Here is a 23,405-nt window from a genome sequence, read left to right on the forward strand (position 1 = left end):
GCGCCATCCTCCATCGTACCCTCCGCGTCCCGTGAGCCCGCGCGCAATCTCGATCACGGAACCCGGTTCGGGAAGAAGGGGGCGTTCGTAACGCTTACCGACAAACCGGGTACGCGATGGGCCTGGAGAGCCGACTCTCCAAGGATCAGATTCTTGCCGTTTGGCTTGATACACTGGAAATGGGTGAAGGTCCGGAAGGCTGGGTGACTGGCTTTCATAAGGCAAGTTCAGCAATCTATGGGCGGCCGCCGGCTGAGTTAAGCAGTACGGAATTTGCTCGATTGGTTGCCGTTCTCATCTCACCAGCATCCTTCAAGCTTCGTGACAATGATCCTGCGCTCAACGAACGTGTCAGGCGGATTGAACGCTTGGTGGCAGGAGCGTGTGTTCCCGAAGGGCATAGTGACGTTTGGCTCGAAGGGTGCCGTCAGCCTTCCGATAGCTGAGCGGCCCCAGCAGCTTCACCCTGTGGGCAACGGCGTGCAGCGCAAGTCTCACTCATATATTTTCCATAAGACACCTTATGGGATTCATGGGCCGTTCCGAAGGGCACGCCATCACACATGAACCCGGCACCGGATCCGTGCATCTGCTCCCCGTGATCCGGGGGTTGGCCTGCCCCTTCCGGTCTCAATCGGGAGCGTGTTCCACGGCTAAGGCGTCCCGCCGGACCGGCTCAAGGCCGGCTCGGGGCGGTCGCGGCGCGCCATGGTGTCCACGAAATGGCCCATCGCCAGTTTCATGTCGTTGAAGACCGTGCCCTGCGACACACCCAGATGGGCGGCGATCTGGGGATAGGACAGGCCTTCGACCCGGTTCAGAAGCCACACCTGCCGGGCCCGCGCCGGCAGGCGGTCCAGGGCGTCCATGAAGCACGACAGCCGCTCGCGGTGCAGAAGGCGCTCTTCCGCCGAAGGGGTTTCCGATGCGATGCCCAGCGCCTCGACGGTGTCCGCCGGACCGGCCTCGAACCGCTCCTGGGTCCGGCAACGCCGGAGATGGTCCAGCGCGAGGTTGTGGACCGTCCGGTGAAGAAACGCCCCGATGTTGTCGATGGGTCCCCTCTCCACCGCCTTGCAGGCGCGCAGGTAGCTTTCCTGCAACAGATCCTCGGCAACCTGAAGATCACGCACGATCTTCATCGCGCACCCGAACAACGAGCGGCGGTGATCGAGATAGATCGCAATCAGGCTTGCGGACATGATAGCCCTGTCGGTGCGGCGGCGAAAAGGACACCACCGTGGTCGGTGCGACAACGGCGGCCTTGCAACATCGAGATTGATAATGATTCTCAATTTCAGATGTCAAGCCGGTTGGACGGACGCGGGAACGATCGCCATCTGCGGGCCATGGGCTGCGGTTTGCGAATTGTGACCTGGCGAGCGATAAAACGTCTCAACTGTGCGTGGGACCGGTCAAGGAAGAGTGGAAGACCAGCGTGGAGCAGGACAAGGCAGACGGCGGACAGGATGCCGGGCCCTACCGGCATGCGGACCCGATCACGGACGAGGCGCTCACTTGGTTCGTGACGCTTCTCGACGCGCCCGTGGACCCGGACACCCGAGCCGCCTATCAGGCATGGCGGAACCGCGACCCGCGCCACGCCGCAGCGTTCGACCGTCTGTCGTCGCTTGGGGCCATGCCCGAGTTGCAGGCGGCGACGTTCGCCCACCAACCGCGGTCGGCCCCTTCGCCGGCGGCCCCCCGGTCCGCGACGAGGCGGCGGTTCGGCGGGTGGCGGGCGTCGCTGGCCGCCGCCGCTCTGCTGCTGGCCATCGGCGTCCATCTCCAGCCGACATTGGCGCTCCGCCTGACCGCCGACCACCGCACCGCCGCCGGGGAACGGCGGGAGATCGCCCTGCCCGACCGGTCCCTGCTGATCCTCGACACCGACTCCGCGGTCGCGCTCGATTTCGCCGAGGGCCGGCGCCACGTCCGGCTGCTGCGCGGGCAGGCTTACTTCGATGTGGTCAGCGACCCCGCCCACCCTTTCCGAGTCACCGCCGGCTTCAGCGAGGTCGAGGTGACCGGCACCGCCTTCACCGTGCGGTCGGACAGCGGACGGGACGCCGTCTTCCTGGAGCGCGGGCGGGTGTCGGTCAGCCGGCGGGAACCGCCGGACCAGACGGTGTCCCTCGTTCCGGGTGACCGGGTGACGGCCACGGTGGACGGCCTGTCGGCGCCCGCCCGGCCGGACCCGGCGGTTGCGCTTGCCTGGAAGGATGGGCGCTACGTGTTCCACGACCAGCCCTTCGCCGCGGTCATCGACACCATCCGGCGCTACCATGGCGCACCGATCGTCCTGATCGGCGACCGGCTGGCCGGCGCGCGGGTCAGCGGAAACTACCGGCTGGACGATCCCATCGCGGCGATCCGCTCGCTGGCCGACGTCGTGGGCGCCCGCCTGACCGAGCTTCCTGCCGGAATCATCCTGCTTCGATAGGCTTTGTCCTTCTTTCGGGATTTTTTTGTGAGACGCCACGCCCCCGTGCGTCTGCCGAAAAGAGGGGGCACGGTCCATACACCGGTAATCACGCCCCCGCCACCAGCGCAGACGGGAGTTGTGAGGAATGGAAGGCCGGACGGTTTCGACAGGCAAGTTCTTGGTGTGCGCGCGGGGAACCGCCGCCCGGCATCTGATCCTGGCCCTGATGGCGACCACCGCGCTCGGCGGCGTCCTGGCCCTCCCCTCCCCGTCCCTGGCCCAGCAGGCCGCTCCCGCCCCTGGCGCCGCGCAGACGATGGCCTTCGCGCTGCCGGCGCAGCCCCTGCCCGCGGCGCTCGACGCCTTCGCGCGCCAGACCGGCTGGCAGATCGGCTACGCCGCCGATCTGGCCGCCGGGCGCAGCTCCCGCCCGGTGTCGGGCAGCATGACGCCCGCCCAGGCGCTCGACACGCTGCTGTCCGGGACGGGCGTCGGCTACCGCACGACCGGCACCGGCTCCGCGACGCTGGTTCCGGCCCCGACCGGCGACGTCACGATGCTGGCGCCGGTGTCGGTCACCGCCTCGACCGGCGCCGGCAGCGCAAGCGGCAACATCACCATCACCAAGGAGGATCTGGAGCGCAAGAATCCCAGCGACCTCCGCGACGTCTTCTCCGGTGAGCCGACGATCCGCGTGGGCAGTTCCGTGCCGATGTCGCAGAAGGTCTATGTGAACGGCGTCGAGGAAACCAATCTGGCCGTCACCATCGACGGCAGCCGCCAGAACAACAAGGTCTTCCACCACAACGGCACCACGCTGATCGACCCGGCGCTGCTGAAGGTGGCACGCGTGGACGCCGGTGTCGCCCCCGCCGACGCCGGGCCGGGCGCGCTCGCCGGCTCCATCGCCTATGAGACCAAGGACGCCAGCGACTTCCTGGCGAGCGACGGCATCGGCGCCTTCGGCAAGACCACCTTCAACACCAACGGCTCCGGCCTGACCACCAACCTCGCCGGCTTCGGGCGCCACCAGGGGCTGGAGGCGCTGGGCACCGTGACCTACGGCAAGGGTGGCAAATACACCGCGGGCAACGGGCGCAAGGTGGACGGCACCGAGACGGACGTGGTCAGCGGCCTCGGCAAGGCGGCGGTCCAGACGGAGAGCGGCCACCGCTTCCAGGCCAGCTACGAGCGGGTCTACGACGACGCGCCCCGGCCCTTCCGCGCGAACATCGGGTCGCTGGCCGGGCGCCCGGCCTGGGAGCCGCGCGTGCGCGACTACTCGCTTGACCGCCAGAACATGGTCTTCACCTACACCGACGCCCTGCCGACGGAGCTGTGGAACCCCAAGCTGGTGATCGCCTATGGCCGCACCGACGTGGAGACGCCGATCTTCACCCGCCCGGTCGGCAGCAGCACCGTGCCGGGGAGCTACCCGGGCAAGGGGGCGACCAGCTCCTTCAACGGCAAGCTGGAGAACAGCTTCGGCTTCCGGATCGGCACCGTCACGACGGGCACCGACTTCTATGTGGACCGCGCCAATTACCGGGACCGGACGATGACCGCGACCGAGCGGGCGCGCAACAACGGCCTGTACGGTCAGGCCCGGCTGGAGCCCATGGAGCGGCTGCGCCTGTCCTTCGGCCTGCGCGGCGACCGCCAGACCTTCGAGGGGACGACCGGGCGGGAGTGGACCAACCACGGCCTCAGCCACAACCTCTCGGGCGAGTTCGACCTGCTGCCCCGCTTCCTGACCGCCAAGGCCGGCGTGTCCCGCGGCTGGGGCGGCGTCCAGATGGCCGAGAACTACATCATGAACCCGGCCTGGAACTACGGCGCCGGCCCGCGCCCGGTGACGGCCTACAACAGCACCGCCGGGCTGGAGGCCCGTTACGAGGGCTTCACCGCGGAAGGCCGGATCTTCCGCACCAAGCTGGACGACGCCCGCGCCGCACGCTTCGCCGCCACGAGCGCCACCCTCGCCCGCGACGTGCGCTCGGAAGGCTATGAGCTGGGTCTCGGCTACGCCTGGACGAACGGCTTCATCCGCGCCAAATACGCCGACATCGACGTCAAGATCGACGGGCAGCCCGCGGATTCCGACACCGGAACCTACCTCGCCACGCCCATCGGTCAGGTCTTCACCGTCGGCGGCGCCCACACCGTGCCGTCCTGGAACCTGACGCTGGGCGCCGACCTGGAGTTCGTGTTCGACTACGACAAGGTGCAGGCCGGGCAGCGGCCGCTGAAGGGTTATCAGACGGCCAACCTGTTCGTGGAGCACCGGCTGCCGGAGCACGCCAACCTGGCGCTGCGCCTCGACGTCCGCAACCTCTTCGACGAGACCTACGCCGACCGCGCCACCTACGGGCAGGAGTTCGGCACCGTCACCCCGCTCTACCAGCCGGGCCGTGCCTTCCTGCTCAGCGCCTCGGCGCAGTTCTAACCCAGCGCCACGGAGGCAAGGTCATGGCCCAGGCGGGCCATGACCGGCCCCCAGTCGCCGGGCGAGTCCTGCCGGTAGAGGCGCATCGTCGCGTACCAGGGGCTGTCGTCGCGCCCGCGCAACCAGCGCCAGCAGGCGTCGGCGCGCGACAGCATCCACACCGGGCGCCCAATGGCAGCGGCGAGGTGGGCGACCGACGTGTCCACGGTGACGACGAGGTCGAGATGCGCCGCGATGGCCGCGGTGTCGGCAAAGTCGGTCGCGCCCGCCATGGGATCGGCGAGCAGGCCTGCCGCGATGGCCGTCCGCGCCTGCTCCGCCGCATCCCCGACCTGGAGGCTGACGGCCTCGACCCCCGGTACGGAGAGCAGCGGTTCCATCAGCGCGAAGGGCACGCTGCGGCGACGGTCCATCGCGTGCGAGGTGGGGTCGTGGCGCCGCGGGTTGCCCGACCAGACGAATCCCACACGCAACGGGCGCTTTCCGGCGGACTCTCCAACTTGGCTCCAGCCGAGCCGCTCCGCCCAGGCCGCCACCAGATCGGGGGGCGGCGTGATGTACGGGCCGCCGGAGGGTATCCCGTCGATGCGCGTGCCGAAGGCGAAGGGCAGGCTCATCAGCGGACAGCACAGGTCGAAATCCGGAAGTCCCGCCGCGTCGTCGTAGGTGGTCAGCCGGTCGATGCCCCGCACCGAGGCCAGCAGACGGCGCAGCTCCGGCTGGACGATCAGCAGCACCCGCGCGCCGCGGTCGGCCAGCAGCGGCGCATAGCGGACGAATTGCAGGGTGTCGCCCAGGCCCTGCTCGTAATAGAGGAGAATGGTCTTGCCGGCGATGTTCTCGCCCCGCCACACCGGCTTGCCGGACACCGCCGCGGATTGGCCGGTGTAGTCCCAGCGCCGTTCGTAAAGCGCCAACCCCTCTTCGAAATCGCCGAGCGCCAGTTTCAGCACCGCCAGCTCGCAGACCGGGTGCGGATGGTCCGGGCGCAGGGCCTTGGCGGTTTCCAGCGCCGTTTCCGCCTCGTCGAACCGGCCCGCGTCGCGCAACGCGATGCCCAGGTTTAGAAGCGTCTCGAAATGCACCGGGTCGAGGGCAGCGGCGCGTCCCAGCCAGGGCACGGCCTCGCCGATCCGGCCATCGGCGGCCAGGGCGGAGCCGAGATTGCCCGGAACGCCGCGCGCCGCCGGCTCCAGCGCCAGGGCGCGGGCGAAATGACGGGTGGCCTCGTCGTAGCGACCGGCGGCCTTCAGCGCCGCGCCCAGATTCCCGAGGAAATCGGTGTTTGATCCATCCCGCGCCACCGCGGCGGCGATCAGCGCGACGGCTTCGGCGGGACGGCCCCGCTGCCCGGCGACGATGCCCAGCAGATGCGAGGCGTGGGCCTGCTCCGGATCGGCGTCCAGGATGCGCTGGTAGATGATCGCTGCCTCGTCCAGCCGCCCGGCCTGATGGTGGTCGATGGCGATTGCATAGGCTTCCTCGATCGTCGCCATGCCTCCACCCCCAATTGCATCAGGAAAGAAAAATCCCTTTCCAGTAAACCTGAAAAGGTCGGCGCGCAAGCATTCGCGAGATGGAATGACCATCCGCCTGCCTCAGGCGCTATCCTTCTCCTGCGCTGCTGGGGGCAAGCGGACGACGAAGCGGGCCCCGGCCTTCCGTTCCTCTCCGTCCTCCAGGGCGATGGTGCCGCCGAGCTGGCTGACCGCGTTGTGAACGATGTGCAGGCCGAGCCCGGCGTGCCCCCGGTCGCGGCGCGTGGTGAAGAACGGATCGAAGATCCGCGTCCGCAGCTCCGCCGGAATGCCCTGCCCGTCGTCGGCGACGACCAGTTCGACGACCTCCGCTGCCACCTTGCGGGCAAAGACCGTCACGGTGCCGCGCCCCCCGTCGTCCGCCTCCCCTTCGCCATTCGCGAAGCCGTGATTGACGGCGTTCAGCAGCAGGTGCGAGACGATTTGCGCGATGGCCTGCGGGTAACCGTCCATCATCAATCCCGGCGGGCAATCCACGACAATCCGGTGTTCCGCCGGCTCCCAAAAGGGTCCCAGCGCCTCGACCGCCTGAATCAGGCAGAGGCGGAGGTCAAACCTCCTGCGCGTCTCCCCCGCCGGGTCCACCGCCAGTTCCTTGAAGCGCTGAACCAGCTCCGCCGCGCGGACGGTGTTGTTGACCAGCAGCTCGCACACGTCGCCCATGTCGGCCAGGAAGCGTTCCAGCTCGCGGCGGCGCAACTGGCCGGCGTCAAGAAGGCGCTTCATCTTCGGCACCTTCTCGCGGATCAGGGTCGAGGTGGTGAGCGTGATGCCAAGCGGCGTGTTGATCTCGTGCGCCACCCCGGCCACCACCTGCCCCAGCGCGGCCAGCTTCTCCGCCTGCACCAGATGGGCCTGGGTCCGCCGCAGCTCCGCCAGAGTGGAGTCCGCCTGCTCCTTGGCGCGGCGCAACTCGTCCTCGCGGCGGGTGATTTCGGCGGCGAAGTGGTGGACGGCGCGGGCCATGTCGCCCAACTCGTCCCGCCGTTCCAGGTCGGTCACCAACCCGTCGCGCGGGTCGCGGGCCAGCCGCCGCGTGGCATTCTGAAGACGGCGCAGGGGCCGGGTGATGCCACCGGCCACCAGGAGCGCCGCCCCGGCGGCGAACAGCAGGCCGATGGTCGCCCCGATGAGCAGGGTGGACCGCAGCAGATCGGCGCTGCGCACCGCGCTGTCCTGGAACAGGTCGTTCAGACGGCGGGCGGTGTTCATCACCGCGGCGGCATCCATGTCCATCGCGGCGATGGCCCCGTTCTGTCGGGCGAGCCCGTCGGTGGCGCGCTCCAGCCCGTCGCGCCACGCGGTGATGGCGGCCAGCATTCCGTCCTGGATCATCGGGGATATGGTCAGCCCGGCCACCCGATCGCGCAGCCGCCCGCTGTCGGTGGCGACGTCGCGCAGGCTGCGGGAGTCGCGCCGCTCCAGCGCCCTCAGGGTCCGCCCGCTGAGGGTCAGGGCGGTCATGGCGAGCGTCTGGGTTTCCTGCTCCATGGCGTGGGCCGACACAGTGTGGCGCAAAAGCTCCGCCACCTCGTCCTGGATGTCGCTGTAGCCGGTGTCGGCGGCTTTCAGCACCCGCTCGGCGAGCGCGTCGTAGCGGGGCGTCAGTTGCGGGAGCGTTGTCCGGTCCAGCCGTTCGGCCCGCAACCGGGTCAGTTCGTCCAGCGCCGTCCCATGCACGGTGTCGGCGGCGAGGGACGCGGCAAGACCCTCGGCGGCTCGCTCCACCCGGTCCAGCCAGAGGGCCAGGGCATCGGGCCGCGCCGCCGCGTTGGGTGGCGACTCGGCTGACGTGTCGGGTGGTTCGGGAATGACCGCCTCGTCCTTCGCGGCCAGCCTGGCATTCAGAATCGCTTCCCGCAGCCTGTGCAGGCCATCCACAAGATCGCGGCTGTCGCGCAACTGCCGGTCGGCCTTGGTCAGGGAGGCGACGAGCGCCGCGTTGACGGCGTGCTGCCGCTGACGCGCCTGTTCGGCCAGGGCGAGCAGCCGCGCCTCCTGCTCCGCCATGCCGCGGGCGCGGGCGTCGCTGAAGGCGATGGCGTTCACCAGTTCCTCCAGCCGGGCGGCGTGACGATCGGACGCGTGGCGGGCGATCGCTACGGCGTCGGCCTGGGAGCCCCGGTCCGCCAGCCCGTCCAGCGCGTCCAACGCCGCCCGAGCGCCGTGGGTGGCGCGGCGGAAGGTGACCTCATGGGGAAGCCGGCCTTCCGCGGGGGAATGGATGAAATCGTTGCGGGCCGCGGTGGCGGCGATCATCTCGCGGTAGACGGTGCCGGCGAGGACCGCGGCCTCACGCGAGCGACCGGCGCGCTCCAGCAGGATCCACGCGGACACCGCGATCAGGGCCGCGATGACCACCGGGATTCCCCCCACCGTCGCTATGCGATACGAGATCCTCATCAGGCTCCGCCGGCTGCCGTTCCTCCAGGGGACTGCGGAACAGGCCGGCGGCGGAACATCGCAAAGCTAGCGATAGCACTCTGGAGTTGTCGAGTTCTTTCAATTTTGGCGAAAATTAAAACTAATTTGCGGTATGACCGGCAATCAGCGGGTGTGGCGATCACCGCTGGTCAGCGCCCCGCCCCGCTGGGCGCGGGGCTGGTCGACGTCGGGGACGCCGTGTCGAGGGCCGAGGCCGCGGCCGGGTCCGCCTCGACGCGGCGCTTCAGGATCATCAGGCCGAGCGTGGTGACGATGGTCCCGGCGACGATGGCCAGGACATAGGGGCCGAGCGGCGCCACCGCGTTGGGAATCGCCAGCACGAAGACGCCGCCGTGCGGCGCCCGCAGCCCGCAGCCGAACCACATCGACAGGGCGCCGGCCACCGCCGACCCGGCCATGGCCGCGGGGATGACGCGCAGCGGGTCCTTGGCGGCGAAGGGAATCGCCCCTTCCGTGATGAAGGCGAGGCCGAGCACGCCGGCGGCCTTGCCCGCCTCGCGCTCCTGCAGGGTGAAGCGGCTGGGCACGACCAGGGTGGCGAGCGCCAGCCCGAGCGGCGGCGTCATGCCCGCCGCCATCACCGCGGCCATCGGCGTGTAGGTGCTGGAGGCCAGAAGCCCGACCGCGAAGGTGTAGGACGCCTTGTTGACCGGCCCGCCCATGTCCAGCGCCATCATGGCGCCGAGCAGCGCGCCGAGCGCAACCGCGTTGGCCCCGGTCATGCTCTGCAGGAAGGCGGTCAGCCCGCTCATGATCGCGGCGACCGGTGTGCCGACGACGTAGATCATCAGCAAGCCGACCGCCAGCGTGCCCAGAAGCGGGATGATCAGCACCGGCTTCAGCCCCTCCAGGGTCTGCGGCAGCCGGATGGTGTCGCGCAGCCAGCGGGCGATGTAACCGGCCAGGAAGCCCGCCACGATGCCGCCCAGGAACCCGGCGCCGATCTTGGCCGCCAGCATCCCGCCGATGAAGCCGGGGGCGAGGCCGGGCCGGTCGGCGATGGAATAGGCGATGTAGCCCGCCAGCACCGGCACCATCAGCCCGAAGGCGGCCTCCCCGCCGATCTGCATCAGCGCCGCCGGCAGGGTCCCCGGCTCCTTGAAGGCCTCGATGCCGAAGACGAAGGACAAGGCGATGATCAGGCCGCCGGCCACCACCAAGGGCAGCATGAAGGACACGCCGGTCAGCAGGTGCTTGTAGGGGCCGGACTGCACCTCCTTCTGCCGCGCCTTGGCGCCCGACACCGCGTCGGCGTAGGCCGGAGCGGCGGCGCTCCCCGTCGCGGCCGGGGCCGGCAGGGCGAGCGCCTCGTCGATCACGCGGGCGGGCTGCTTCAGCGCCTCCCCCACAGAGGTCTTGAGCAGCCGCTTGCCGGCGAAGCGGTCGGTGGCGACGTGGGTGTCGGCGCCGATGATGACGGCCTCGGCCTCGGCGATCTCCTCCTCCGTCAGCGCGTTCTTCGCGCCGACCGAGCCCTGGGTCTCGACCTTGATGCGGTAGCCCTTGGCCTGGGCGGCCTGCTTCAGCGCCTCGGCCGCCATGAAGGTGTGGGCGATGCCGGTCGGGCAGGCGGTGATGGCGACCAGCAGGCCGGGGCTGCGCACCGCGGTGGGTGTCGGCTTCGGAGCTGGCTGCGGAGCGGCGGTTTCGATGTGCTCACCGGGAGCATGGCCCAGGGCGTTGCCGATCACAGACTTGGTGTCGCGGATGGCGGCGGCGGTCGAGGTGCGCAGGATCGGCTTGCCGACGAAGCGGGAATCGTCCACGGCGATGTCGGTGGCCAGGATCACCGCGTCGGCCTGCGCGATGTCGGCGGCGGAGAGCGGTGTCTGCACACCGTTCGACCCCTGGGTTTCCACCGCGATGGCGTGGCCCATCAGCGCGGCGGTGCGGCGCAGCGCCTCGGCCGCCATGACGGTGTGGGCGATCCCCGTCGGGCAGGCGGTCACAGCCACGAGCTTTGCCATCGCGATCCCTCCGGCGCTGAAACCCTTAGAGTTCTTCCACCCGAACGGCCCGCATCAGCTCGGCGAGGCGCTCCGGCGGCGGCAGTTCGGGGCCGAGGCGGGACAGCGTGCCGGCGGCGAAGGCGGTGCCGCGCCGAGCGCACTCCTCCAACCCCATGCCCTCCAGCCGGGCGGCGACGACCCCGGCCACCATGGCGTCCCCGGCGCCGACCGTGCTGGCGACCTCCACGGGCGGCGGCACGGCCAGCAGGGCGCGGCCGCCCTCCACGAAGACGGCGCCCTCGGCGCCCAGCGACACGACGACGAGCGCGATGCCGGACTCCGACAGCTCGCGGGCGGCGCGCACCACCTCGGCCCGATCCTTCAGCGGGCGGCCCAGCAGTTCGGCCAGTTCCGCCGCGTTGGGCTTCACCATGTCGGGGCGGGCGGCCACGGCGTGGCGCAGCGGCGGACCGCTGGCGTCCACCACCACGAAGGCACCGCGCCGGTGCAGGGCGGTGACCATCTCGGCGTATGCGGTGTCCGGCACGCCCGCCGGGACGCTGCCCGACAGGACGAAGGTCCGGTTGGTGACGGCGAGGTCGTCCACCACGGTCAGCAACCCCCGCCAGCTTTCCGCCGGGACATGCAGGCCCGGCAGGTTGATGTCGGTGACGGTGCGGCCCTCGCGGTCCACCAGCTTGATGTTCACCCGGCTGCGGCCGGCCAAGCGCAGGCAGCGGTCGCGGATGCCCCGGCGGCGGAACAGCGCGTCGAACACGGCGCTGTTCTCCTCGCCGAGGAAGCCGGTGGCGGTGACGGGTGTGGCGCCCCCCGCCAAGGAGGCTCCGGCCAGGAAGGCGGCGACGTTGATGCCCTTGCCGCCGGCGGTCCGCGTCTCGGCGACCGCCCGGTTGACCGCTCCCGCGGCGAAACCCGGCACGTCGAGCGTCTGGTCGATGGCGGCGTTCAGCGTCACGGTGACGACACCGGGACGTGGGGTGGACGGTGCGGTCATGACACGCCTCCGGCGTCGGCGAAACGGTGACGAACCAGCGCCCGAACCTCGGCCGCGTCGGCGCAGTCCAGCGCCTCGCGGGCGGTGCGCTCGGCGTCGGCCATGGCGATGGCGCGCAGCCGCGCCTTGACGGAGGGAACGGCCGGAATGGCCACGCTCAGCTCGGCAACGCCCAGCCCGGACAGCAGCACCGCCCCGGCCGGGTCGCCGGCCACGCCGCCGCAGGCGCCGACCCAGATTCCGGCGCGGCGTGCGGCGTCCACCGTGCGCTCCACCATGCGCAGGACGGCGGGATGCAACCCGTCGGCCTGCGGAGCCAGGACCGGGTGCAGCCGGTCCATCGCCAGCACATACTGGGTCAGGTCGTTGGTGCCGATGGAGAAGAAGGACACCTCCCGCGCCAGCCGGTCGGCCATCATCACGGCGGACGGCACCTCGATCATGATGCCAAGTTCCACGGGCGGAACGTCCAGCTCCCGCCGCACCGCCTCGGTGATCATCTTGGCGCGCTCCAGCTCCGCGGGCGCGGCGATCATCGGGTACATGATGCGCACCGGCCCCTCCACCGAGGCGCGCAGCATGGCGCGGAGCTGGGTGCGGAACAGGTCCTCCCGCTCGAAGCACAGGCGGATGCCGCGCACCCCCAGGAAGGGGTTGCCCTCCGCCGGCATGCGCAGGTAGGGGACGTTCTTGTCGCCGCCGATGTCCAGCGTGCGCAGGATGATCGGCAGACCGTTCATCGCCCGCACCATGGTCTGGTAGGCGGCGAACTGCTCCTCCTCGTCCGGCGGCAGGTCGCGCTGAAGGAACAGGAACTCCGTGCGCATCAGCCCGACGCCCTCGCCGCCCGCTTCCACGGCCTGCACCGCCTCCGCCGGGTCGGAGATGTTGGCGGCGACCTCGACGCGCCGGCCGTCCGTGGTGATGGCCGGCTTGTAGCGGTCGAGCCGCTCGGCCTCGCGCCGCTCGCCCACCTTGATCCGGGCCTCGGCCGCGCGGCCGCGGTCGCGCTCGCTGGGGTCGGCGACCAGCACGCCGCCGTCGCCGTCGAGGATCGCCGCGCGCCCGTTCTCCAGGTCCAGCACCGACGGCCCGGCGGCGACCACCGCGGGGATGTCGAGCGAGCGCGCGATGATCGCCGTGTGGGAGGTGGCGCCGCCCCCCGCCGTGCACAGCCCCAGCACCTTGGCCGGGTCGAGCTTCGCCGTGTCGGACGGCTCCAGATCCTCGGCCAGCAGGATGACCGGGTGGTCCGGCAGGGCCGCCATGGTCTCCGTCACCGCGGCGAGCAGGCGCAGCACCCGGCGCCCGACGTCGCTGAGGTCGGCGGCCCGCCCGGCCAGCAGCGGGTCGGCGAGCTGGGCCAGCGTGCCGGCGCGCTCCTCGTAGACCGCGCGCCACGCCCAGCCGGCGCTCTTGCCCCGGTCGATCAGGGCGTGGGCCTCGACGACCATCTCCGGATCGTCGAGAAGCTCCTGATGCGCCTTGAAGATGGCCGCCTTGGCGGCCCCGGCCTTCTTCCAGAACGCCTCGTGCAGGTTGCGCAGGTCGGCGGCGGCGGCGGCGAGCGCCTGATCCAGCCGGCGGTGCTGGGCTTCGGGGTCGGGGGCGGTCTCGGCGACCGTCAGCTCCTCGCGCTGGAACTTCCAGACCGGGCCGGTGGAGACGCCGGGAGAGGCGGAGATGCCGGCGATCACCCGCCCGTCGTAATCAAGGTCGGCCGGGACGGCCCGCGGCGCCGGTTCCTCCGCGGGCGCCGCCGTGGAAACCGGCTCGTCCAGCCCCGCCTCGAAAGCGGCGCGGATGGCCTGGAGCGCCGCCGCCGCGTCCTCTCCCAAGGCGGTGACGGTCAACGGCTGCCCACCCGACGCACCGAGCCGCAGCAGGGAAATCAGGCTCTTGGCGTTGGCCGTGGTGCCGTCGTGCCGGACGGCGATCTCCGCGCGGAAGCGCTTGGCGACCTCGACCAGCGCCGTCGCCGGGCGGGCGTGCAGCCCGTGGGGCGAGGGGGCGGTGACTTCTATGGAGTCCCCATCAATGGGAACCCCGACCGGCTCACTCACGGGCGCGGCGGGTGCCTCGCCGTTCAGGACGGCCATGATGGCGCGCGGGTCGCCCGTGCCGCCCAGCCGCGCGGCCTCCGCCGGGTCGCCCAGCACGCCGGTCAGCCGTTGCAGCACGGCGATGTGCTCGTCCGACTTGGCGGCGATGCCGACGACCAGCCGCGCCGGCTCCCCGCCGCCCCAATCCACACCCTGCGGAAACTGGACGACGACCACGCCGGTCCGCCGCACCAGATCGCGCGCGTCGGGAAGCCCGTGGGGGATGGCGATGCCGCTGCCGAGGTAGGTGCCGGACACCGCCTCGCGGCCCAGCATGCTGTCGATGTAGCCGGGGTCGATCAGGCCGCTGTCGACCATCGCCCTTCCGGCGATGCGGATGGCCTCCGTCTTGTCCGGCGCGGAGAGCCCAAGGCGCACCTGCGATTCGGAGACCTGAAGCATCGCCCGTCCTCCCCCCGCGCGGAGTCCGTGCGCGGGGCCGGACTCGTCCTTGGAGAAGAGTAACGCGTCAGTCGCAGTGGCGTTCCGGGACAGATTCGCGCAGGGCGCCACCGCCGCCGCCACCGCCCCGCGTGTGGGCCAGCATGCCGGTGACGCGGGCGACCAGGGCCGTCGTCTCGAAGGGCTTCTGGAGCACCTCGCAGCCCGGCTCCAGGATGCCGGTGCCGAGCGTGGCGTCGTAGGCGTAGCCGGTCATGAACAGCACGCCCAGCTCGGGCCGCCGCTCATGCACCGCCTCGGCCAGTTGCCGCCCGTTCATGCCGGGAAGCCCGACGTCGGTCACCACCAGATCGGCGCGCAGCCCGCCGTCCAGCAGCTCCAGCGCCTCCGTCCCGTCCGACGCCTCGACCACGTCCAGACCGGCGTCCTCCAGCGCCTGAACCGCGACCATGCGGACCAGCGCCTCGTCCTCCACCAGCAGAACGGTTCCAGCGGTGTTGTCCACCGCCGCGTCGGCGACGGGCACCACGGCGGCCCCCGGCGGAAGGCTGGCGCCCTCCTCCCCATCGCAGCGCGGCAGGTAGAGGCGCACGGCGGTGCCCCGACCGGCCTCGCTGTCGATGCGCACCAGCCCGTGCGACTGGCTGACGAAACCATAGACCTGCGACAGGCCCAACCCGGTCCCCTGCCCGATCGGCTTGGTGGTGAAGAAGGGATCGAAAGCGCGCTTGATGATGTCGGGCGGCATGCCCATGCCGGTGTCGGCGACGGTCAGGACCACATAATCGCCGGGCGCCGCACCGGAGGCGTCGCCCGCCACGTCGGCCGCCGTCAGATGGGCGTTGGCGGCGGTGATGGTGATGCGCCCGCCGTCCGGCATGGCGTCGCGGGCGTTCACCACCAGATTCAGCAGGGCGATCTCCAGCTGGTTGGAATCGCACCAAGCCGCCCAAGCGTCCGGCGGGCAGTCGGTCGCGATGGATACCTGTTCGCCGACCGTGCGGCGCAGCAGGTCCTCCATCCCCTGGACCAGCACACAGGGTTCCGTCGCGTCGGGGCGGAGCGGTTGCCGCCGCGCGAAGGCGAGAAGGCGCTGCGTCAGCCCGGCGGCGCGGGTTGCCCCGACCTTGGCGTGGCTGGCGTAATCGCGCAGGTCCGCCCGCTCCGCCGTATCCAATCGGGACAGCAGCAGGTCCAGGTTGCCGGAGATCGCCGTCAGCAGGTTGTTGAAGTCATGGGCGATGCCGCCGGTGAGCTGGCCCAGCGCGTCCATCTTCTGGGAATGGCGCAGCGCCTCCTCGGCCCGCTCGCGCTCCGCCTCGGCGCGCAGGCGGGCGGAGACGTCGACCACCGCGGCCATGGTGCGCAGAAAGCCCCCCCACCCGTCGCGCTCGATGCGGGCCGAGACCAGCACGTCGGCGACCTCCCCCGACCGCTTGACCAGCCGGTAGGGCATGTCCTGGAACGCACCGAGCCTCAGCAGTTCCGGCCAGAGGTGTTCCCGGTGCTCCCGCGCGACGTCCGGCGGCATGAACTCCGTGATGTTGCGGCCGAGCACCTGCCCACGCCCTTCGTACCCCATGAACTCCAGCCAGCGGTCGCTGACGCTGAGCAGCCGGCCCTCGGCGTCCAGGGAGTGCAGCGGCACCGGCGTCTTGGTGTAGAGCGCGCTGAGGTCGGCCTGGGCGCGCTGCCGCTCCGCCACCTCGCCCAGCAGGCGGCGGTTGGCGGCCACCAGCTCCGCCGTGCGCTCGGCCACCTGGCGCTCCAGGTCCTCGCGGGCGTCGGCCTGGGCGGCCCGGGCCTTCACCGCGTCATCGATGTCGGTGCAGGTGCCGAACCAGCGGGTGATCCGCCCGTCCCCGTCGCGCAGCGGCACCGCCCGCCCGAGGAACCAGCGGTACCGGCCCCCGGCCTCGCGCAGCCGGTACTCGACCTCGTAGAAATCGCCCGACCGCACCGCGGCGGTCCACAGGGCGGCGGTCCGCGCCCGGTCGTCCGGATGCACCACCTCCATCCAGGCCGTTCCGGTCATCGCCTCGGGCCGGGTGCCGGTGTAGGCGAACCAATGCAGGTTGTAATAATCGGGAAGCCCGTCCGGCGGGGCCGACCAGACGAGCTGCGGCATGCTTTCCGCGATGGCGCGGAACTTGGCCTCGCTGTCGCGCAGCGCGATTTCCGAGGCGCGGCGGTCGGTGATGTCGCGCACCACCACCGAATAGGCGGCCGGCCGGCCTGTGGCGTCGCGCGCCACGGTCAGCACGGTGGAGCCGAAGAAGCGCCGCCCGTCGCGCGCCGCGTGGATCCATTCGCCCTCGCAGCGCTCCTTCTCCGCCACCCCGGCCAGCAGGTCGCGGATGTTCTCCGCGCAGCGCTCCTCCGGCGCGAACAGCAGGGAGAGCGGACGGCCCAGCGCCTCCTCCTCGGTGTGGCCGAACAGGCGGCGGCTGCCCTCGTTCCACGAGGTGATGCGGCCCTCCAGGTCCAGCGTGACGATGGCGTAGTCGCGGATGTCGTCGATGGCCTGCCGCAGCCGGCGCAGATTCTCCTCGGCCAGCCGCCGCTCGGCCAGGGTGCGCGCCTCCAGGATCGCCCGCTCCACCGCGGCGGGCAGATGGGCCAGCCGCTGCTTCAGCACATAGTCGCGCGCGCCCATCTTCAGCGCCGACACCGCCGTCTCCTCCCCCATGCGCCCGGACAGGAACAGGAAGGGGGTTTCCGGGACGCGCGCCTTGGCAATGCCCAGCGCCTCCAGCCCGTCGAAATCGGGCAGGGAGAAGTCGGCCAGGATCAGGTCGAAGCGCCGCCCGTCCAGAGCGGTCTCGAAGGCCGCGCGGGTGTCCACGCGGGTCACGTCGCAGGAAATTCCCGCCTTCCGCAGGCGCGCGCAGGCGAGCTCGCAGTCCAGCGGGCTGTCTTCCAGATGCAGGATGGTCACGGCCGCGGGCATGGCGGCGGGCATTCCGGAGGGCATTCCTTCAGGCGCCTTTTCCCGCGGGCGAGGTTCCCGCCGGACGGCGGGCGCAGCCGACCGGAGGTTCGTTCAGGATCGCCCAGAAGGCGCCCAGGTCGCGGATCGCCTGAAAGAAGGCCTTGAAGTCCACCGGCTTCACCACGAAGGCGTTCACGCCCAGCTTGTAGCTGCGCACGAGGTCGCTTTCCTCGCGCGACGCGGTGAGCATCACGATAGGGACGTGCCGGGTCTCCGGGTCGCTCTTCACCCGCTCCAGCACCTCCAGCCCGTCGATCTTCGGCAGCTTGAGGTCGAGCAGGACGACGGCGGGAAGCTGGGTCGGCTTTCCGGTCTCCGGATCGCGGCGGGTCAGCATCCGCAGCGCCTCCTCGCCGTCGCGGGCGACGATCACGTCGTTGGCGAGCTGGCATTTCTCCAGCGCCGCCAGGGTCAGTTCCAAGTCCCGCGGGTTGTCTTCGACCAGCAGGATGGGTTTCAGGTCACTCATCGAGGTCTCGCAGATCCGGTTTCGCCGTTCCGGCCTTCGGCAGCGTGAAGTAGAAGATGGCCCCCTTGTCGAGCCGCCCGTCGGCCCAGGTCCGTCCGCCATGGCGGTCCACGGCGCGGCGCACGTTGGCCAGACCGATGCCGATGCCTTCGAACTCCTCGTTGCGGTGCAGCCGTTGGAACACCCCGAACAGCTTCTTTTCGTAAGCTTGATTGAAACCGACCCCGTTGTCCCTCACGAAGAATAGGGTTTCGGTGGGTCGGTCCTCGCAACCCACGGCGATGCGCGCCGGTTCCCGCCCGCGGGAATATTTGATGGCGTTCGACAAGAGATTTTGCAGAACCAGCCGCATCATCACCGGATCGCCGCGCACCGTGGGCAGCGGGGCGATGTCCCACTCGATGGCCCGCCCGGCGGTGTCGGGCGCCAGCGTCTCCCGCACCTCCGCCACCAGGGCGTTCATGTCCACCGAGACGGGGGTCAGCTCGCTGCGCCCCATCTGGGAGAAGTGCAGCAGATTGTCCACCAGCGTGCCGGCGCTGTTGGCCGCGTCGACGATGACGTCCAGATAGCGTTTTCCGGTGTCGCTCAACTGATCCGCTTCCAACTCCTGCAGCAGCTCCGCATAGCCGACGATGTGGCGGAACGGGGCGCGCAGGTCGTGGGAGACGGAGTAGGAGAAGGACTCCAGCTCCTTGTTGGAGCGCGCCAGTTCCCGCGACAGGGCGGCCAGTTCCTCCGCCTTGCGCAGGACGATGCCGATGACGGCGTGGCGCAGCGCCGCGGCGGTGTCGCGTTCCGCCGCGGTCCAGGGCAGCGCGCGGTGGCGCACCGTCTCCTTCCAGGTCTCGAAGGAGGCGCGCGGGCTCAACCCCTGCCCCTGCCCGTCGCGGCCGAGGGGCTTGCGCGGGTCGCCGCCCCAGCGGACGGTGCGGACCACCTCGGGCCGGAACCACAGAACGTAGCTGGCGTGCAGCTTCGACACGGCGATGGCCAGAAGCCCCGCCGCCTTGCCTTCAAACTCCGCGGCGGGCGGGTAGAGGGCGGGCAGGCTGTCGGTCTCGAACTGCTCCGGCTCGCCCTGGGTGGCCAGCCAGTCCACGAGGCCGCGCACCTGCTCTTCCGTCGGGGTGTCGCCGACCAGCGTGCAGCTCCGCTCGAAGACGACGACGGCCCCGCTGGCGTTGACGAAGCGCAGCAGGTCGTCGGGATGCTCGGTCAGGCCGGCGATGAAGGGATCGGCCTGGGCCATGGCGGCGAGCAGCCGCGCCTGGATGGCCTGCAGGGCGATGCGGTGCTCCGCGTCGCGCCGATCCTCCACCGCGGCGATGCGCACCGACAGGATCTGGGCGATCAGGTCGCAGGCCGAGCGCACGGCGTAGGACACCGCCTTCGGCTCGTGGTGGTGGCAGGAGACCAGACCCCACAAGGCGCCGTGCAGCAGGATCGACACCGACATGGAGGACGCGGTTTCCATGTTCCGCATGTATTGCACATGCACCGGCGACACGCTGCGCAGGACGGAAAAGCTGAGGTCCAACGGCGGCGCCCCGGCGGCGACCGGTGGCATCGCGACCAGCGGCACCGGGGCGTAGCCGGCGTCGGGGATCAGCCGCTGGCGGTTCAGCCGGTACAGCTCGCGCGCTTGGGTGGGAATGTCGGAAGCGGGAAAGCGCAGGTCCATGTAGGAGGGCAGCCGCCCGTTCCCGTCCTCCGCCACCACCGTGCCGTGCCAGTCGGCGTCGAAGCGGTAGATCAGCACGCGGTCGAAGCCGGTCAGCGCGCGGACCTCCTGGGCGGCGCAGCTCAGGAGGTCGGCCGGCGCGTTCAGCGCGTCCAGCCGCTCCAGCGCCTCGCGCATGCGCGGGTAGACGTGGTCGAGAAGGTCGGTCTCCAGCCCATCCAGCCGTTCCAGCTCCAGGATCACCACGCCCTCGCCCGCTGCGTCATTGACGGCGTGGGCGAGAAGCTGGTGACGACCGGCGCCGGGCAGCTCGGTCACGGTGACCGGCACCGGGCGGGAGGGAACCGGACCGGCGGCAAGAAAGGAGCGGACCGCGCCGAAGATCCGCGGATGCAGGGCCTGCTCCAACGGCTGACCCAGCGCCTGCTCCAGCGGCAGGCCAAGCGCCGGCGCGGCGTTGGCACTGGCCTGGATCAGGGTGGCGCCGCTGTCGCTTCCGGAGACGGCCAGCAGCATGCCGTGGGGTTGGATGCTGCCGGGGCGATGGATCGGTTCCCGGCTGCAGGCGTCGAGATCCAGATCACCAACGGTCATGGCGCTGGTCCTTGCCGCAGCGTTCACTCCAAAAACAAAGACAATCCAATAGGTCGCTCCTCAATGCCCTGCTCGCTGTCCGGTCTATTCGATGAATTCAGATAATGTCGAATGTTTGGCTTGCCGGGCATCTCTTTGGTTACCAACGGCGGTAGACTGAAACAATACCACTTCGGAACAAGGGCATAAGCAATTGGTCATAAAGATTGCCTTTCGTTGCGCGCAATGTGGGAAGTGGGCAGGACAGGATACGGGAGATCGCCCGGGGCGGATCCACGCGGTTGGAACTTTTCGACCGGATCGCGTAAAATTTGCTCAGGAGCATCGGGCGGAACCGGAACGGCTTCGGCGGACGGAAGGCGGACAGGGGTGCATCGGAACGGAATCGACGCCGCGCGGCTGGGCACCGCGCGCTGCAGCAGCTGCGCCATACGAGACCTCGTCCTGTTCGGTGACCTGCGCGACCAGGATTTCGACCTGATCCACATTCCCATCGACGAGCTGCGCTTCCAGCCCGGCGCCACGCTCTACAGCGCGGGGGACGAGGGCGGCTCCCTCTACACGATCCGCAGCGGGCTGGTGAAGCTGGTCCAGTTTCTCCCCGACGGCACGCAGCGCATCGTCCGGCTGCTCCGCCAGGGCGCGGTGGCCGGGCTGGAGGTGCTGGTCGGCAAGCCCTACGAGCACACCGCGGTCGTGCTTCAGGAGGCCGAGACCTGCCGCCTGCCGCGCGCGGTGGTCGAACGATTGAGCAAGGAGACGCCGCGCCTGCACGCCCGGCTGATGGAGCGCTGGTACCAATCCCTGCACCAGGCCGACGAGTGGCTGACCGAGCTGTCCACCGGCAGCGCCCGACGGCGGCTGGCCCGGCTGTTCCTGAAGCTCGCCGCCGATGGTCCGAACGAACCGGTCCTGTTGTCGGGCCGCGAGGATCTGGGCGCCATGCTCGGGGTCGGCATGGAGACGGCCAGCCGCACCATCGCCGAGTTCAAGCGCGCGGGCTTCGTGATCGAGCGGGCACCGAACGTCTTCGCCTGCGACCTGTCGGCGCTGGAGGCGGTGGCACTGGACGGTTGAGCGATGCCGCCCTGCCCCCGACCCTGCTTCCGCCCTCGGCGAACCAAAGCTACACCTGCCGGATCAGCGCAATCCCATGCTTTGCACGGGAACCTCGAAACAGGATCACCGACCGTGACTCTCACGAAACGAAAGTGCATATGCATGCAATCCTGAAGAATTGATCGTTCAGATTCAATACAAATACGCGATATGCCCTTGAGCACTTGCACAACCGGCACTAAGATGCACTCGGGTATGCAGGAGGGGTGCATGACGGGCCTGTTGCAGCAGCTGACGGGCGCGCGTCGCGCACACGAACGCAGCCTTGGCGGTTTGCCACCCGGCGGCAGCCGGACCAAACCGGCCGACGCCGCGCTCTGGCGCCGGCCGGCGGAAGGCCGCCAGTCACCCCCTCTCGATCGAACCGGTCCGGACGGGCCGGCGGCCGCCGTTCTGCCGCGACGGACCGGCCGGCGTCATCGGGTGGAGGCCATCGAGGACCGCAGTGAACCTCATTCCCTTCTGAAAGGATCATCGAGAATGAACGACAACAGCGAACGCCTCCCGTCCGTGCAGCCGGCGAACCTGGACCTCTCCTTCATCAACGCGCGGCTCGAACTGGCCGGCTACACGCCGGAGCAGGCCACGGAATCGGTCGAGGCCTACCGCCAGTTCCTCGTCGTGGTGGCGGCCAAGCCGAACCTGATCCTGGTGCCGACGAAGGCGGCGGACGCGGCGTGGCACGAGCACATCCTGTTCATGGACCGCTACGAGGCGGACATGAAGCGGCTGGTCGGCGCCCGCGTCCATCATCATCCGGATGCTCCCGACGCCGCCTCCTGGCAGAAGGCCGTCGCCAACACCCAGGACGCCTTCCGTGCGACGCTCGGCCTGGAACTGCGGACGGAAGAACTCGCCGGGTGCTATCTCACGGTCGAGGCGGCCTGAACGTCATACCATCGTATTGACCGTTGCATGATGCAGGCGGTTTTCTGCTAAATTCATTCAAACGGCAGTGCGTTCCACGCTCCCCGACCGGCGGTCCAGGCCACGGTCGGGGGGTGTTCCGTCACCCCCGGCAGCGAAAGGGAGGAAAGATTGATGTCCGATCTCGTCCATGACCTCTCCAGCCGCGCCAGGGACATGAACGCGGCGCTCACCGTCTTCGACAAGAGCGACACGCTGCTGGCGACCAACGACAAGCAGAGGACGATCTATCCCTTCATCGACTTCTCACGCTCGGTCACCTTCCGCGACATCGTGTGGGAGTGCGTGAAGCACAGGAAATTCAGCTCGGACACCATCTATTCCGACCCGGCGCGCTGGATCGGCTACGCCGAGGACCTCCGCCGCTTCAACCGGTTCTGGCAGTCCTTCACGCTCCATTCCGACGGCCGGGTCATCCAGATCACCTACGAGCGCTTGGACGACACGGACGGCTGGTGGTACCAGATCCGGCGCGACGTCACCAGCAACGTCCAGGAAAGCGTCCGTGGCGGCTACGACAGCCTGATCTCCCTCAACGGCGGTGGCGTTCTGCCGCAGTCCGGCCGCCCATCCTTCGTCGTCCGGCTTCTCGACGCCCTGCCCTACCCGGCGGCGCTGCTGACGCCGCGCTGCCAGGTCATCGACGGCAACCCGTCCTTCGCCTCCATCCTGTCGCGGGGCGACGGGCTGTCCATGGTCGGCGGCCGGCTGTGCATCCCCGACGCCCCGACCGAGCAGGCGGAGCTTTCCAAGCGGGCCGCCGGCTTCTTCCGCCGCCGCACCCGCACGCCGATCACGCTGCGCGTGTCGCGCCTGGACCAGCCGGCTCCTTATTTCGCCACCCTGTCGGAGCCGCCGGCCCAGAGCGTCGGAAGCGGCGGGCCGATGAACGGCATCCTGCTTCTGACCCTCGTCGATCCGGACGTGCTGCCCACCGTGTCGGCGCGCACCGTCGCGGAGCTTCTCCAGATCACCGGCTCGGAGGCCGAGATCGCGCTGGCCCTGTGCTCCGGGCGGAGCGTCGACGAAATCGCCGAGGACCGCGGGGTGGAGCGGCGCACCGTCTACAATCAGGTCTCGTCCATCCTGGGCAAGACGGGGCTGCGCAACCAAGCGGGAATCGTGCGGCAGGTGACGACGATCTGCTGGCATTTCGGGTCGCGCGCGTGACCGAATCCGGGTATGGTGCCTGACGCATCGCCGGCTGTGCGAATACCTGGATATGAACGCACTCTTGTGCATACATATGGCGGACGTCCGGCGCGGTTCCGGCTCCGCTCTGGCCGGAGGCCATGAAG

Annotated in this window: 14 protein-coding genes and 1 pseudogene; 6 read left to right on the forward strand and 9 right to left on the reverse strand. The window is 70.0% G+C overall.

The window, feature by feature from the left end; genetic code table 11:
- Positions 1–95: 95 nt before the first annotated feature.
- Positions 96–446 (forward strand): annotated as a pseudogene (locus ACFPMG_RS11655) (transglycosylase domain-containing protein); the annotation flags it as partial.
- A gap of 207 nt (positions 447–653) precedes the next feature.
- Here ACFPMG_RS11655 and ACFPMG_RS11660 read toward each other — a convergent pair.
- Positions 654–1,202: an RNA polymerase sigma factor gene (locus tag ACFPMG_RS11660; protein ID WP_376995299.1), complete on the reverse strand. Its 549-nt coding sequence runs from the start codon at positions 1,200–1,202 to the stop codon at positions 654–656.
- Between the two features lie 236 nt (positions 1,203–1,438).
- Here ACFPMG_RS11660 and ACFPMG_RS11665 point away from each other — a divergent pair, with 236 nt between their 5' ends.
- On the forward strand, positions 1,439–2,443 hold the full coding sequence (locus ACFPMG_RS11665) for a FecR family protein (protein ID WP_376995300.1): 1,005 nt from the start codon (positions 1,439–1,441) through the stop codon (positions 2,441–2,443).
- Between the two features lie 127 nt (positions 2,444–2,570).
- Positions 2,571–4,871, forward strand: a complete 2,301-nt coding sequence (locus tag ACFPMG_RS11670; RefSeq protein WP_376995301.1) for a TonB-dependent receptor — start codon at positions 2,571–2,573, stop codon at positions 4,869–4,871.
- Here the strand turns inward: ACFPMG_RS11670 and ACFPMG_RS11675 are convergent.
- The 8 genes from ACFPMG_RS11675 to ACFPMG_RS11710 all read right to left on the reverse strand — a co-directional run bounded on the left by ACFPMG_RS11675 (position 4,868) and on the right by ACFPMG_RS11710 (position 20,061).
- Positions 4,868–6,367, reverse strand: coding sequence for a tetratricopeptide repeat protein (locus ACFPMG_RS11675; protein ID WP_376995302.1), 1,500 nt, complete (start codon positions 6,365–6,367; stop codon positions 4,868–4,870). The genes ACFPMG_RS11670 and ACFPMG_RS11675 overlap by 4 nt on opposite strands.
- 102 nt (positions 6,368–6,469) lie before the next feature.
- Positions 6,470–8,812 (reverse strand): ATP-binding protein, encoded by a 2,343-nt coding sequence (locus ACFPMG_RS11680; RefSeq protein ID WP_376995303.1) that lies wholly within the window; start codon positions 8,810–8,812, stop codon positions 6,470–6,472.
- Between the two features lie 170 nt (positions 8,813–8,982).
- On the reverse strand, positions 8,983–10,821 hold the full coding sequence (locus ACFPMG_RS11685) for a PTS fructose-like transporter subunit IIB (protein ID WP_376995304.1): 1,839 nt from the start codon (positions 10,819–10,821) through the stop codon (positions 8,983–8,985).
- A gap of 25 nt (positions 10,822–10,846) precedes the next feature.
- A complete protein-coding gene (gene pfkB, locus ACFPMG_RS11690) occupies positions 10,847–11,818 on the reverse strand; it encodes a 1-phosphofructokinase (RefSeq protein ID WP_376995305.1) in 972 nt (323 codons plus the stop codon).
- The gene (gene ptsP, locus ACFPMG_RS11695) at positions 11,815–14,322 is read right to left on the reverse strand and encodes a phosphoenolpyruvate--protein phosphotransferase (protein WP_376995306.1); all 2,508 of its coding nucleotides are present in this window, start codon (positions 14,320–14,322) and stop codon (positions 11,815–11,817) included. The genes pfkB and ptsP overlap by 4 nt, the downstream gene beginning before the upstream one ends.
- A 67-nt stretch (positions 14,323–14,389) precedes the next feature.
- The gene (locus ACFPMG_RS11700; protein WP_376995307.1) at positions 14,390–17,272 is read right to left on the reverse strand and encodes a PAS domain S-box protein; all 2,883 of its coding nucleotides are present in this window, start codon (positions 17,270–17,272) and stop codon (positions 14,390–14,392) included.
- Between the two features lie 28 nt (positions 17,273–17,300).
- Positions 17,301–17,783, reverse strand: coding sequence for a response regulator (locus tag ACFPMG_RS11705; RefSeq protein ID WP_376995308.1), 483 nt, complete (start codon positions 17,781–17,783; stop codon positions 17,301–17,303).
- Positions 17,776–20,061 carry an ATP-binding protein gene (locus ACFPMG_RS11710; protein ID WP_376995309.1) on the reverse strand — a complete coding sequence of 762 codons (2,286 nt, stop codon included), beginning with the start codon at positions 20,059–20,061 and terminating at the stop codon, positions 17,776–17,778. The genes ACFPMG_RS11705 and ACFPMG_RS11710 overlap by 8 nt, the downstream gene beginning before the upstream one ends.
- 369 nt (positions 20,062–20,430) lie before the next feature.
- On the opposite strand from ACFPMG_RS11710, the gene ACFPMG_RS11715 reads away from it, so the two are divergent.
- From ACFPMG_RS11715 to ACFPMG_RS11725, 3 genes are all read left to right on the forward strand, one after another.
- Positions 20,431–21,138: a Crp/Fnr family transcriptional regulator gene (locus ACFPMG_RS11715; protein ID WP_376995310.1), complete on the forward strand. Its 708-nt coding sequence runs from the start codon at positions 20,431–20,433 to the stop codon at positions 21,136–21,138.
- A 522-nt stretch (positions 21,139–21,660) separates the two neighbouring features.
- Positions 21,661–22,068: a glycine-rich domain-containing protein gene (locus ACFPMG_RS11720; protein WP_376995311.1), complete on the forward strand. Its 408-nt coding sequence runs from the start codon at positions 21,661–21,663 to the stop codon at positions 22,066–22,068.
- 153 nt (positions 22,069–22,221) lie between these two features.
- A complete protein-coding gene (locus ACFPMG_RS11725; protein ID WP_376995312.1) occupies positions 22,222–23,277 on the forward strand; it encodes a helix-turn-helix transcriptional regulator in 1,056 nt (351 codons plus the stop codon).
- Positions 23,278–23,405: the final 128 nt, after the last annotated feature.

It is taken from the genome of Azospirillum himalayense (assembly GCF_042657465.1).
Taxonomy (GTDB): Bacteria; Pseudomonadota; Alphaproteobacteria; order Azospirillales; family Azospirillaceae; genus Azospirillum; species Azospirillum himalayense.